Genomic DNA, 13,393 nt, shown 5'->3' on the forward strand with positions numbered 1-13,393 from the left:
AGGAACGGCGACATGGCCATGCACACAGGAGAACCAACCGCTGCCGGACAGGGGCCGGGCCGCCAGGAGGAGCCCCCTGATACCGGCGCCGGGCCGGCGGCCGAGCCGGGGGAGCGGCACAAGCTGACCGCGCTCCAGGGCCTCGCCGCGCTCTCCCTGGACGCCATGGCCTCCGTCGCGTACGGCCCCGAGTCGATCGTGCTCGTGCTCGCCGCGGCCGGGGGGTACGGCCTCGGCTTCACCCTCCCGGTGACCCTGGCGATCGCCGCGCTGCTGGCCGTACTGGTCGCCTCGTACCGACAGGTCATCGCCGCCTTCCCCGACGGCGGCGGCTCCTACGCGGTGGCCAAGCGGCACCTCGGCCCGCGTACGAGCCTGGTCGCCGCGGCCTCGCTGATCCTGGACTACGTCCTGAACGTCGCCGTGTCGGTCACCGCCGGTGTGGCCGCCCTGACCTCGGCGTTCCCCTCGCTGTACGGGGAGCGGGTGTGGATCTGCCCGGGCGTGCTCGTGCTGGTCACGGCCGTGAACCTGCGCGGCGTCGTCGACTCGGCCAAGGCGTTCCTCGTGCCCACGGCCGTGTTCGTCGGCTCGATCCTCGCCATGATCACCGTCGGTCCGTTCCGGGACGGGCCGGTGTCCACCGAGACCGCCGCAGGGCACGCCTCCGCCCTCGGCGACGGCGCCACCACCGTCGGCGCGCTGCTCCTGCTCAAGGCCTTCTCCGCCGGCTGCTCGGCACTCACCGGTGTCGAGGCCGTCGCCAACGCCGTGCCCTCCTTCCGGGCACCGGCCGCCCGCCGTGCCCAGCGCACCGAGATCGCCCTCGGCGCCCTGCTCGGTGCGATGCTGATCGGCCTGTCCCTGCTCATCGGCCGGTTCCACCTCCAGCCGGTGGAGGGCGTGACCGTCCTCGCCCAGCTCGCGGACGCCTCCTTCGGCCACAACGCGGCCTTCTACGTCGTCCAGTTCGCCACCGTGGTGCTGCTGGCCCTCGCCGCGAACACCTCCTTCGGCGGGCTGCCCGTCCTGATGGGCCTGCTGGCCCGGGACAACTACCTCCCGCACGTGTTCGCGCTCAAGGCCGACCGGCAGGTCCACCGGCACGGTGTGGTCTGGCTGGCCCTGGTGTCCGCCGTCCTGCTGGTGTTCTCCGGCGGAGACGCCAACACCCTGGTGCCGCTCTTCGCCATCGGGGTGTTCGTCGGCTTCACCATCTGCCAGGTCGGCATGGTCCGGCACTGGTCGCTGGAACGCCCCGCCTGGTGGCGGGCGAAGGCCGCGCTCAACGGCTTCGGCGCACTGCTCACCGGTGTGTCCGCGGTCGTGGTGACGGCCACCAGGTTCACCGAAGGGGCCTGGCTGATCGTCGTGGCCCTGCCGCTGATCGTCCTCGCCTTCGAGAAGGTGCACCGCGCATACGGGCGGATCGGTGAACGCCTGGAGCTCGGCCGGGTCCCGCAGCCCCCGGAGCGCTCCCGTTCCCTGGTCGTCGTCCCCGTGTCGGGGCTGTCGCTGCTGACCTGCCGGGCGCTGACCGCGGCCCGCTCGCTCGGCGACGAGGTCCTGGCGGTGACCGTCACCCACCCGGCGCCCGAGGACCGACGGGCCGCCGAAGCGCTGCGCCGCGACTGGGAGCTGTGGAACCCCGGCATCGAGCTCGTCGAACTCCCCTCGCCGACCCGCGCGCTGGGCCGTCCCGTATCGGGCTACGTCCGCGAGCTGACGGAACGGCAGCCGGACACCCAGGTGACCGTCCTGATCCCGGAGACCGAGCCGGAACGCCTCTGGCAGCGGATGCTGCAGAACCAGCGCGGCTCGGTGGTCGCCCACGCGGTACGCCGGGACACCGACGCGGTGATCTGCCGGCTGAGGTTCCGCATCACCGCGGAGCCGCGCTGACGTGTCCCTGTGGACGGATTGCCCGGCGCAAGGCCTGGTCAAAGGCGGGCCGGTTGGGCGAGGATCGCGTCCGCACCGTTGCGCCGACGAATCTCCGGCACATCACATCCATCACAGGAGGATGTCCATGCCCCGCCGTTCCCCTCGCGGCTTGACCGCGGCGGCCACCGCCGCCGCGGCACTGTTCACCCTGGCCGGTCCGGCCTCGGCGACCGGGTCCGCCCCCGCCGCCTCCCTGCCCCAGGGGCGCGTCTTCATGGTCAACCCCGTGCAGTCCTCGGGCGATCAGACCCTCGTCGACTCCAAGGACGGCGCGGACGCCGTGCCCGCCTCGGCCTACACCACGGCCGCCTTGCGCAACCTGGACGGCAGCGGCGGCCTGTCCGGGAAGTGGGCGTACGTCCGGTCGGAGACCGGCGCCGCCGCGACGGTCGCCGACGCCGCCCGGTACGGCCGCGCAGACGACCAGTTCGGTCAGGTCATGGCCTACTTCTGGGTCAACGAGGCGCAGGAGTACCTGCAGGGCCTCGGCTTCGGGAGCGAGTTGCCCGGGGCCAACGACCGGGCCCAGCCGGTCCGTATCAACCAATACGGCGCCGACAACTCCTTCTTCACCGACAAGAAGGCCGAGATCCGCTTCGGGAAGGGCGGCGTCGACGACGCCGAGGACGCCGAGGTGATCGTCCACGAGTACGGGCACGCCGTGCACAACGCCCAGGTCCCGGGCTTCGGCACGTCCCCGGAGGCCGGCGCGATCGGCGAGGCCTTCGGCGACTACCTGGCCGTCGAGGTCGGCGCCCACGCGGACGCCGTCCACGGCTGGCCGAGCAAGACGGACCTGGCGTGCGTCGCCGACTGGGACTCGACCTCCTACAGCACCGCCCCGCACTGCCTGCGCCGGATCGACGGGAACAAGGTCTACGCGGACAGGGTGGGCGAGGTCCACGCCGACGGGGAGATCTGGTCCCGTGCCCTCTTCGACATCCGGGGCGCCCTCGGGTCCCGCACCGCCGACCGCATCATCGTGAACGCGCAGTTCGGCTTCGCGCCCGGCACCAGCTTCCAGGACGCGGCGCTGACGACGATCGCCACCGCTCAGCGCATGTACGGCGGGACCGCGGCGGACACCGTCCGCGCGGCTTTCAAGGCCCGTCAGATCCCGGGCATGTGACGGACATCCGCTCGGCCCCGAGGTCAACTCCCCTGGGCCAGCGGAATGTTCCCTTTTTGACCGTTGAGCGGACATGAAAGTCCTGTCTCCGGATAACAACAGGTCAAATCCCTGTTGCATACCTGTCAAACACTCGCTCCTTCCTGGCAATCTCACACCCGCCCCCACGGCCACGAAGGAGAACGAGTGCCCCACCACATGTCCTCATCCCCCACCTCCCGCAGCCGGACCCGAGCGCTGCGCACCGCCGCCGTCGTCGCGTCGGCGGCGATGGTCGCGATCTCCGTTCAGGGCGGGTCCGCCAGCGCGGCCGTCGAGCGCGAGGCGGGAGCCACGGCCCTGGCGCTGTCGGCCTCGGCGCGCACCCAGGCGATAGCCGACGCGCAGACCGGAGCGGCCGGTACCGCGCGTGCCATCGGCCTGTCCGACCAGGAACGCCTCGTCGCCCGCGATGTGATCAAGGATGCCGACGGCACGGTCCACACCCGCTACGAGCGCACCTACGGCGGACTGCCCGTCCTCGGCGGCGATCTGGTCGTCCATCAGAAGAAGGACGGCAGCCGGAAGACCACCAAGGGCACCGAGGCGCGCATAGCCCCGTCCGCGGCCCGCACCCTGAAGGCCGCGCCCGCCGGCGCCCGTCAGGTGGTCTGGGCCGCGACCGGCACGCCGGTCTTCGCCTACGAGGCCGTCGTCACCGGCACGCAGCCCGACGGCACCCCCAGCGAGCGCCACGTCATCACCGACGCCGCCACCGGCGCCGAGATCTACTCGTACGAGGCCATCGACACGGGCACCGGCACCAGCGAGTACTCCGGCCCCGTCGCGCTCGGCACCAGCCCCAGCGGGTCGGTCTACAGCCTGACCGACGGGGCCCGCGGCGGCCACAAGACCTACGACCTGAACGGCGCGACGTCCACCGCGACCGGCACCCTCTTCACCGACGCCGACGACGCGTGGGGCGACGGCTCGCCGGCGAACCGTCAGACGGCCGCGGTCGACGCCCATTACGGCGCCGCCGTCACCTGGGACTTCTACCGGTCCGAGCTCGGCCGCAACGGCATCGCCGGTGACGGCAAGGCCGCTTACTCCCGTGTCCACTACGGAAACGCCTATGTCAACGCCTTCTGGGACGACAGCTGCTTCTGCATGACCTACGGCGACGGCGCGGGCAACGCCAAGCCGCTCACCTCACTGGACGTCGCCGGCCACGAGATGAGCCACGGCCTGACCGCCGCCACCGCCAAGCTGAACTACAGCCGCGAGTCCGGCGGCCTCAACGAGGCCACCAGCGACATCTTCGGCACCTCCGTGGAGTTCTTCGCGAACAACTCCGCCGACGTCGGTGACTACCTCATCGGCGAGAAGATCGACATCCGGGGCGACGGCACGCCGCTGCGCTACATGGACAAGCCCAGCAAGGACGGCGCCTCCGCCGACTACTGGTCGAAGACCGTCGGGCGGCTCGACGTCCACAACTCCTCCGGCGTCGCCAACCACTTCTTCTACCTGCTCTCCGAGGGCAGTGGGGCCAAGACGGTCAACGGGGTGTCCTACAACTCACCCACCTACGACGGTTCCACCGTCACGGGGATCGGCCGGACCAAGGCCTACAAGATCTGGTACAAGGCGCTCTCGACCTACATGACGTCGACCACCAACTATGCGGGGGCGCGCACCGCGACCCTGCAGGCGACGGCCGACCTGTACGGCTCGACCGGCACCGAGTACCAGCAGGTGGCGGCCGCCTGGAAGGCCGTGAACGTCCAGTGACGCGCTGACGCCCGCCTGAACGGCCGTCAGGGGCCCGCTCCCCGGGAGGGGGACGGGCCCCTGACGCGCGCGCCGGCCCGGGGAGGGGGCGGAGGCCGGGTGCCGGCCGGGCGGGGCGCCCACTGCTGTCCTCGGTCCCCTACGGGGATGTGGTCGTACCGTGCTCGGGAAGGAGTGAGCCGCGGCAGGTCGGGGCGGCGCGCGGCACGTGGTGCGGTCCGCTCCCGCGCCGGGAGGAGCCGGAGCGGGCTCCTGGTCGCGTCAGGACTCTTCGTCGTTCCCCCTGGTGAAGGCGAGGTCGCTCCAGTGCACGCCGCCCCGGTCGAGCGGGTCCGCGCTGTCGCCGTGATGGACGCAGGCCAGCCCCCGGGACCCGGCCAGTGCGATCGTTTCCGCCGCCGTGACCTCGAACATCCGCCGTCCCGGCGGCACCGGACCGTGCCGGAGCGAGAGGAGCAGCAGACCGCCCGGGGCCAGCAGCGCGGCGACGCGGGCCATCGACCGCTCCCGCTCGGCGGCGGTGAGGTGCATCCAGACCGCCGAGATGACGATCAGGTCGTACGGGCCGTGCCGGTCCGTCGCCGTGAGGTCCGGCAGCGCGTCGTCGAGCCAGGTGATCGGGTCGGTGGCGTGGATCCGCCGGGCGTGGGCGCGGAGTTCGCCGGTCGGCTCCACGGCGACCACGGTGTGACCCAGCGCCGTCAGCGCCGACGCGTCCCGGCCGGTGCCGGCGCCGATGTCGAGGACGCGGGCGCCGGGGGGCGGCAGCAGGTGCAGTACACCCGCGTGCACGTCCTCGAACGTCACGCTCTCGTACTGCTCGGCGAGTGCGTCGGAGGCCTCGGCGTACCCGGAGGTGCTGGTGAGGACGGAGGTCATGGTTCGCTCTTTCTTCGCGGCCGCCGAAGGAGTGGACGGCGTGTCACGGACGCCCCCGGACGACATGTCGGGGCCGTTTCCGTAGCCGGTCGAGCTAGAGGGCGGAGGTGTTCAGGAGCCGGTTGGGGGTTCCCGGCGGGACGGCCGTCAGGGCGTCCCGGGTGGCCTGCTGGGTGACCCAGGTGCGTACCTGGGCGGGTGTGGCGCCGGGGTGCGCCGAGAGGTAGAGGGCCACCGCGCCCGTCACGTGCGGGGTGGCCCACGAGGTGGCGGCGGAGTCGCTGGTGGCGGTACCGCTGCCGCCCGCCACCGCGGAGGTGACCTTGTCCCCGGGGGCGTACAGGTCCACGCAGGATCCGTACCCGGAGCCGAAGCCCTCGGTGTCCCGCCAGTGGCGGTCGTCGGCGGTGGAGGCGGCCACGACGATGGCGCCGTGGGCGCCGGCCGGCGAGTGTCCGCAGGCGTCGTCGTTGAAGTTGCCCGCCGCGACGACGACCGGGATCCCGGACTCGACCAGGTGCTGCACGGCGGCGTCGAGCGCCGGCGAGCGGGTCTTGAGGTTGAGGGACATGTTGACCACGGCCGGGCGCCGGGCGTGGGCGGTCACCCACTCGACGGCCTTGATGACGGAGGTCTCGCCCGCCGGCGGGCTGTCCTTGCCCGGCCCGCTGCTGCCGCCCTCTTCGCAGCCGATGGCCTGGACGCGTACGAGTTCGGCCTTGGGGGCGACCCCGTAGGTGCGGCCGCCGATGATGCCGGCCACGAACGTGCCGTGGCCCAGTCCGTCCCCGCCGAAGCAGTCGCCCTGGTCCGGGGCCCCGATGAAGTCGGCGCCGGGAGTGGCGCGTCCGGTGAACTCGGGGTGCTTGAGGTCCATGCCGGTGTCCAGCACGTAGACGTGGACCCCGCTGCCGTCGGTGCCCGCCGTGAAGCGGCCGTCGAGGGGGCGGGTGCGCTGGTCGAGCCGGTCCAGGTTCCACGGGACACCCGTACGCACGAGGGGGGACGTGCCCGTGTGCCCCGACGGCGCGGGGTTTCCCGGGGTGGCTCCCGAGGGGTGGGACGTCGGGTGCGGAGCCCCGGACGGGCCGCCGGTGGCCGGCGCGTGGGCGGAGGGGGACGCCTGAGAGGTCCCGGATCCGCCGCTGGGCCGGGCGGGCGCCGCGGAGCCGGGCTCCCCGGACGGGGTGCAGGCCGAGAGTCCCAGTGCCGCCGCCACCGCGGTGACCAGCATCGTGTTGCCGTACGCCCGTCTCATGTCCCGTCCGTTCCGTCACCCGTCGCCCCGCCCCGGCCGCTTGCCGTCAACGGCCCAGACGTTCCGGAGGGCGCCCCGGTTGCAGAGGCGGAGGCGATGGGATGGGGCTCGATGTCCGCGAAGGACGCCCAGCCGACCCGCGCCCCCGACGACCGGATCCACCACGGAAGGGGCGAGGCGGGTTGCAGAGGCGGTGGCGGTGGCGTGCGTGCCATCGGCTCCGGCCAGGCTCCGGCCCGGCTCCGGCTCCGGCCCGGCTCCGGCCCCGGCTCACACGGCGACCGTCACCGCCCGCGCGAGGACGGCCTCGGTGTCGACTCCCGTCGGGAGGGTGCCGTACGCGCCGCCGTGCTCGCCGCCCAGACGGGACGCGCAGAAGGCGTCGGCGACCGCGGCCGGGGCGTGCCGCAGCAGCAGCGAGGCCTGGAGGGCCAGGGCCATGGTCTCGGTCAGCTGCCGGGCCCGGTATTCGGCTTCGGCGGGATCGGCGAGCTGCTTGTGGAGCCCGGCCACCGCCGCGTCCAGGTGCCGGTCGGCGCCGGCCGCCCGGCCCACCTCGGCGAAGAAGGCCTCGACGGTCTCCGGCTGGCGCGCCATGGCGCGCAGCGAGTCCAGGGCGGCGACGTTCCCCGAGCCCTCCCAGATGGACGAGAGCGGCGCCTCCCGGTACAGGCGCGGCATGCCCGACTCCTCGACGTAGCCGTTGCCGCCCAGGCATTCGAGGGCTTCGGCGGCGTGCCCGGGGGCGCGCTTGCACACCCAGTACTTGGTCACGGCCAGGCCCAGCCGGCGCAGCAGCGCCTCGTCCGAGTCCCCGCGCGCGACCCGGTCGGTGGCCCCTGCCAAGCGCACGGCGACGGCCGTCGCGGCCTCGGATTCGAGGGCCAGGTCGGCCAGGACGTTGCGCATCAGGGGCTGGTCGATGAGGGCCTTGCCGAACGCCCGCCGGTGGGTGGCGTGGTGGACGGCCCGGATCAGACCGAGCCGCATCCCGGAGGCCCCGCCCAGGACGCAGTCGAGGCGGGTCGTGTTGACCATCTCGATGATGGTCGCGACCCCGCGCCCCTCCTCGCCCACCAGCCAGCCGAACGCCCCGTCGTACTCGATCTCGGAGGAGGCGTTGGAGCGGTTGCCCAGCTTGTCCTTGAGGCGCTGGAGCAGCAGCCGGTTGCGGGTGCCGTCGGGCAGGACCCGCGGCAGCAGGAAACAGGACAGTCCTCCCGGGGCCTGCGCCAGGGTCAGGAAGACGTCCGACATGGGCGCCGAGGTGAACCACTTGTGCCCGGTCAGCCGGTACGTGCCGTCCCCGGCCGGTACGGCGGTCGTGGTGTTGGCGCGGACGTCCGAGCCGCCCTGCTTCTCGGTCATCGACATGCCGGCGATCAGCCCGCGCTTGGTGTCGGGCCGGCGCAGCCCGAAGTCGTACGTGCGGGACGCCAGCAGCGGCTCCAGCCACTCGGCCAGGGCGGGCGCGGCGCGCAGCGCCGGGACGGCGGCGTACGTCATGGAGACCGGGCAGGTGTGGCCCGCCTCGACCTGGCTCCAGACGATGAACTTCGCGGCGCGGGCGACGTGCGCGCCCGGTTCGTCCTGCGTCCAGGGGGCCGCGTGCAGCCCGTGCGAGACGGCGGTGCGCATCAGCTCGTGCCAGTACGGGTGGAACTCGACCTCGTCGATCCGGTGGCCGTAGCGGTCGTGGGTGTGCAGGACGGGCTCGTTCTCGTTGGCCAGCCGGCCCCACTGCGCCGCCTGCTCCGAGCCGGCGAGGACGCCGAGGCGGTGCAGCTCGGGCACGGACCAGCCGGCTCCCTCGCGGTCGAGGGCCTCCAGCAGGGCCGGATCCGCGGCGGCGTCGTATCCGTGGTGCGGAGGTACCTGGTTGGTGACCTCATGCGTCTGCGGCATCGTGTCCTCCAAGGGCACGCAGGGTGAAGGTGGTCAGGCCGGGGATGACCTCGCCCGGGGCCGCGTCGCCGTCGGCGAGCGGTCCGACGAGCGCTTCGGCGATCGCCCCGACCAGCGCGGCGGCCGTCAGTTCGGGAGCCTGCGGCGGCAGTTCGCCGACGGCCACGCCCGCGGCGACCTGTCGGGCGAACACGTCGCGGAACGCCCGCCGGAAGACGAGGCGTTCGGTGTCGACGGCCGGATCCGCGGGCTCCGCCAGCAGGGCGAAGGCCCGCCGGGGCGCCTGGAGCGCCCGCGAGGCGAAGGTCTCGACGGCAGCGGCCACCCGCTGAGCGGCGCTCCCGGGCCGGTCCGCGGCGGCGGTCACCGCCTCCACCTCCCGTGCCACGAGGGTCCGGAAGAGGGCGGCGGCGAGCTCGGACTTGCCGGAGAACGACTGGTAGACGCTCCCGGTGGAGATACCGGCCTCGGCCGCGATCGCGGCGACGGAGCAGCCGGCGTACCCCTCCCGGGAGAGCAGGCGGACGGCGGCTTCCAGGACCCGGTCGCGGCGGGCGTCGAGGCGGGCCTGCACGGCGGGCGGTCGGCGGTAGGGCATGGGAAGGATTGAAGCAGTGATTCATTGCTTCACGCCAGACCCGGGCGGGAACCGGTTCCGGCGTCGGCCACGGCGCCGGCCCCGGCCTCGGCCCCTTACGTCATGCGCAGGTGACGGTCACCCGGCCGCYGCCGCCGTTGCTGGAGAAGCCGATCGTGAACCGGCCGTCGGCGGGCGGCAGTTCGGCCCGGCCGCCCAGTGTGATCACCTGAGACGCGTCGGCGGCGAGGGACCCGCCGTCCTCGCTGACGGTGACCCCGGCGGGCAGCTGCCCGACCGACCAGATCAGGTTGCCGCCACCGCTGTTGCGGACCAGAAGGGTGTGGGGCCACTCGCCGTTCGCGCAGTACTCCTGGACTCCGGTCGGACGCAGTGACAGGACCGGCGTGGCGGCCGGGGCGGGTGYGCCGGACTGCTTCGGCGGCTGCGGCGTACGGGCCGGCGAGGGGCTGTTGCCGCCGCGGGTGGGCGGGTCGGAGGCGGCAGGTGCCGGTGTGGCCGCCTTCGTGGCGGGGGTGCTCGGGCTGGTGGCGGGCGCAGGGCTGCCGCTGTCGGAGGAGGCCGTGGGGGCGGGGGCRCCGCCGGGCGCGTCGGCCGACGCGGCACCGGACGGCGTGGCCACCGCCTGGGGCTGGAGGGCGGCCGGGTCGTGGCCGAGCCGCTGCCCCACGAAGACCCCGCCCGCGGCGACCACCAACACACCGCCGATGATCAGCGCCATGGTCTTCATCTTCTTCTTGGCGTGCTTCTGACGCGCCTTCTTGTCCGGGTGCTCGGTACGCCCGCCCTGGACGATGATGCCCTTGCCGACCGAACGGGGGTCGTCCTGCTTGGGCCCGATGGCTCGCGGGTCGTCCTGCTTGGGCCCGATGGCCCGGGGGTCGTCCTGCTTGGGGCCGATGGCCCGGGGGTCGTCCTGCTTGGGGCCGATGGCTCGCGGGTCGTCCTGCTTGGGGCCGATGGCCCGGGGGTCGTCCTGCTTGGGGCCGATGGCCCGCGCCGGGTCGTGCGAGCCGGAAGCCGTGCGGCCTCCCTGGACGATGATGCCGTCCCCGCCCGGGGTCGGGTCGGTGAACCCTCCGCCGGCGTCCGGGGTGGTCCCGTGGGACGGGACCGACGCGTCGTTCTCCGGACGCGGCACGTCCGGTCCACCTCTGCCGTCGCTCATGGCGCGAAACCCCCTGGGGTCACATGCTGGCCGGTCGGAACAGGGCCCCGCTGCCACGGACATGGACCGTGACGACGGGCTGTTCCCACTGAGCCAGTTTTCGGCCACCGGGTCCATCCCCGCGACGTGACGACGACGTCCCGATCCCGTACCGGAGCGGCCGCAGCCGGGCGGGACCGGCCTGCGCGACACGGGGCGGGTCGCGCGCCGGCCCGCTCACGCCGGGGCGGCAGGAGTCGAGGCGGCGGGGGAGAGGGCGTGCTCGTACGCCTGGAAGCCGTCCCGGACCCCGAGGAGGACCTCGCCGAGGACGAGGTGGCCGTCTCTGATGAGCGGGGTGTCGCGCAGCGCCTCGATGAGGAAGTAGTACGCGCCCAGGTCCTCGGTCTCCAGCACGGCGAAGTCGGAGAAGCCGGCACCGCCGAAGGCCTCGGCGTCGAAGAACCGGGCCGTGATCCGGTCCGCGTGCCGTGCGAAGACCGGCTCGATGTGCGTACTGCGCATCCGGTTGCGTTCCTCGCGCGGCAGCGCCAGCCAGCGCGGAGTGAGCGTGTAGGTCAGCACGATGCCGTACTTCATGAGTCCCCCAAAGCAATTGTTTACAGTGTTAACTCCCGTGGAGAGTTAAAGTGATACCTGTTAACTTTGTCAAGTGGAAGGCGGGCCCACGCAGATGACGGACACCCCGGGAACGACCGCGGGCCGACGGCGCCACCGCGTGCGCGAGGAGGCGCTCGCCGATGCGATGCGCATCGCGCGGCGGCTGCTGGTCGAGGAGGGTCCCGAGGCGGTGACCGTGCGCGCCGTCGCCCGTGAGATGGGCCTGACCGCGCCGGGTCTGTACCGCTACTACGCCGGCCACCGGGAGCTGGTCCAGGCCCTGGTCTCGCACCTGTACGACGAGCTGGCCGCCACCCTGGCCGCGGCGCGCGAGCGGCGGCCCGCCGACGAGCCGGGGCAGCGGCTGCGCGAGGTCTGCCGCGAGCTGCGCCGCTGGGCGCTGGCCCATCCGCGGGAGTTCGCCCTGCTGTTCGCCAAGCCCGTGGCGGACGCCGACACCGCGCCCGGGTCCGCCGCCCACGACCCCGGCTGGCGCTTCGGGGGCGTCGTCCTCGGTCTCATGGTCGAGCTCTGGCGGCGCGGCGCCGTCCGGACTCCCGCCGCTCTGGACCCGGTCTGGGCGGCGCAACTGGAGGAGGTGCGCGAACACCTGGCGGGGGAGCCGGTGCCGCTGGAGGTGATCTACGTCTTCGTCGCCTGCTGGGCGCGGCTGTACGGGGCCGTCGCGGTGGAGGTCTTCGGGCACCTCGACTTCGCCCTCACCGACCCCGAGCCGCTCTTCGAGCGCACCGTCGGCGAGATCCTCACCGTGCTGGGCGACCCGTACGCCTGAGCGGGTCTCCCCGCGGGGGCGCAGGGGACGGATCCGGGTCATGGCGCGGGGGTTCCCGTAGTCGCGGTGGGAGGTGATGAGGCCGTCCTTCACGGTGACCACGGCGATGCGGGTCGGACCGCCAGTCGCCGGTACGTCGTACTGGCGGAGGCCCGGACCGGCCGCCCCGTCGGGGAGTCACCGCAGTCCGGAAACCCGGAAGACCGCACGGGCCGTCTCGCCGTCGATGCGCTCCGCCAGCCGCCGCAGGGCGCCCGAGCCGCACCGCAGGGTCCCGCGGCCGGTCGACGTGCGGGCGTCCGTGTCGAGGCGGTGCCACATCGCCGGATTGCGGACGAGGACCATCGGGTCGATCTCGGCCCGGCTCCCGTCCGTGTCCCGCAGGATCATCCGCTGAGCCACTCCGTGGGACCAGCGGACCGAGACGAGCGAGTCGGTACGGACCGTGTCCGTCACGAGCAGCCCGCGGACGCTCAGCAGCCCGGGGCGTACGCAGACCCGGGGCGGGCGCAGGATCACGAAGACGAGACCGGCCAGCCCGGTCCACAACGCGCCCCGCACCACGTCGAGCCTGCCGAAACCGGCGTCCATGACGAGCAGGGCGGCGAAGAGGAGCGATGCGACACCCAGCGCCGAGCGCCTCTCGCCGGCCCAGTGGACGTCGTGCGCGCAGGGGCCGGAGCCCGCTGCCCCGGAACCGTCCGAACCCCTCGCGGCCTGCGTGAAACGTCGTTCCATGGAGTGAGGTTAGGGCGGGGGGAGTGCTCGGCGCCGGGCCCTGACGTGCCGCTGACGGTACGGCTACGCGATGTTGACGCGCCCCCGCCCATGGCGGGCGCACGGAACGCCGTGGCCTCCATACGCATTAAGAATGCGCCGATATAGTCCTATTTGCATTGATAAGTGATCAGGTTGCGTACGCTGGCCCAGCCGTCGATGTCGATGGCTGACTCCCTGCCGTCCGACAGGAGCTCCTCACGATGGCCACCCCCGCCCGCTCCTCGCGCCTGCGCGCGTGGATGCTGGAAGGCCTGACCGCGCAGAGCGGTTCGCCCGCCGCCAAGGAGGCCGCGGCCCAGCCCCACGGGCGGCCGTGGTGGCGCGTCATGTGCCTGACCGGCCTGGACTACTTCTCCACCCTGGGCTACCAGCCCGGCATCGCCGCGCTCGCCGCCGGGCTGCTCTCGCCCTTGGCCACCATCGTGCTCGTCCTGCTCACCCTGTTCGGTGCCCTGCCCGTCTACCGGCGGGTGGCCGAGGAGAGCCCGCACGGCGAGGGCTCCATCGCCATGCTGGAGCGGCTGCTCACGTTCTGGAAGGGGAAGCTGTTCGTCCTGACCCTGCTC

General features: G+C 73.2%; 11 protein-coding genes and 1 pseudogene. 5 read left to right on the top strand and 7 right to left on the bottom strand.

What is annotated here, in order from left to right:
- Positions 1–12 precede the first annotated feature (12 nt).
- The 3 genes from AB4039_RS19475 (at position 13) to AB4039_RS19485 (ending at position 4,846) form a co-directional block, all read left to right on the top strand.
- Complete coding sequence (locus AB4039_RS19475) at positions 13–1,902, top strand: APC family permease (RefSeq protein ID WP_442271335.1); 1,890 nt, start codon at positions 13–15, stop codon at positions 1,900–1,902.
- 127 nt (positions 1,903–2,029) lie between these two features.
- Entirely contained in the window at positions 2,030–3,073 is a 1,044-nt protein-coding gene (locus AB4039_RS19480) for a M36 family metallopeptidase (protein ID WP_442271336.1), read from the top strand.
- Between the two features lie 198 nt (positions 3,074–3,271).
- Complete coding sequence (locus AB4039_RS19485; protein ID WP_266846558.1) at positions 3,272–4,846, top strand: M4 family metallopeptidase; 1,575 nt, start codon at positions 3,272–3,274, stop codon at positions 4,844–4,846.
- 261 nt (positions 4,847–5,107) lie between these two features.
- On the opposite strand, the gene AB4039_RS19490 is transcribed toward AB4039_RS19485, so the two are convergent.
- The 6 genes from AB4039_RS19490 to AB4039_RS19515 all read right to left on the bottom strand — a co-directional run bounded on the left by AB4039_RS19490 (position 5,108) and on the right by AB4039_RS19515 (position 11,233).
- Positions 5,108–5,725 carry a class I SAM-dependent methyltransferase gene (locus AB4039_RS19490; protein ID WP_266846559.1) on the bottom strand — a complete coding sequence of 206 codons (618 nt, stop codon included), beginning with the start codon at positions 5,723–5,725 and terminating at the stop codon, positions 5,108–5,110.
- Positions 5,726–5,819: 94 nt separating this feature from the next.
- Positions 5,820–6,983: a S8 family peptidase gene (locus tag AB4039_RS19495; protein ID WP_442271337.1), complete on the bottom strand. Its 1,164-nt coding sequence runs from the start codon at positions 6,981–6,983 to the stop codon at positions 5,820–5,822.
- Between the two features lie 270 nt (positions 6,984–7,253).
- The gene (locus tag AB4039_RS19500) at positions 7,254–8,888 is read right to left on the bottom strand and encodes an isovaleryl-CoA dehydrogenase (protein WP_266846563.1); all 1,635 of its coding nucleotides are present in this window, start codon (positions 8,886–8,888) and stop codon (positions 7,254–7,256) included.
- Positions 8,872–9,486, bottom strand: a complete 615-nt coding sequence (locus AB4039_RS19505; RefSeq protein ID WP_266846564.1) for a TetR/AcrR family transcriptional regulator — start codon at positions 9,484–9,486, stop codon at positions 8,872–8,874. The genes AB4039_RS19500 and AB4039_RS19505 overlap by 17 nt, the downstream gene beginning before the upstream one ends.
- A 100-nt stretch (positions 9,487–9,586) precedes the next feature.
- Positions 9,587–10,654: a hypothetical protein gene (locus AB4039_RS19510; protein ID WP_442271338.1), complete on the bottom strand. Its 1,068-nt coding sequence runs from the start codon at positions 10,652–10,654 to the stop codon at positions 9,587–9,589.
- Positions 10,655–10,870: 216 nt separating this feature from the next.
- Positions 10,871–11,233, bottom strand: a complete 363-nt coding sequence (locus tag AB4039_RS19515) for a darcynin family protein (RefSeq protein WP_442271339.1) — start codon at positions 11,231–11,233, stop codon at positions 10,871–10,873.
- A gap of 94 nt (positions 11,234–11,327) precedes the next feature.
- Here AB4039_RS19515 and AB4039_RS19520 point away from each other — a divergent pair, with 94 nt between their 5' ends.
- A complete protein-coding gene (locus tag AB4039_RS19520; RefSeq protein WP_266846569.1) occupies positions 11,328–12,047 on the top strand; it encodes a TetR/AcrR family transcriptional regulator in 720 nt (239 codons plus the stop codon).
- 177 nt (positions 12,048–12,224) lie between these two features.
- Here the strand turns inward: AB4039_RS19520 and AB4039_RS19525 are convergent, their stop codons facing one another.
- On the bottom strand, positions 12,225–12,785 hold the full coding sequence (locus AB4039_RS19525; protein ID WP_442271340.1) for a hypothetical protein: 561 nt from the start codon (positions 12,783–12,785) through the stop codon (positions 12,225–12,227).
- Positions 12,786–13,027: 242 nt separating this feature from the next.
- Between AB4039_RS19525 and AB4039_RS19530 the strand changes: the two are divergent.
- A pseudogene (locus AB4039_RS19530) lies at positions 13,028–13,393 on the top strand (amino acid transporter); the annotation flags it as partial.

Origin of the sequence: Streptomyces sp. M-16 (genome assembly GCF_052114405.1) — a bacterium.
Lineage (GTDB): Bacteria > Actinomycetota > Actinomycetes > Streptomycetales > Streptomycetaceae > Streptomyces.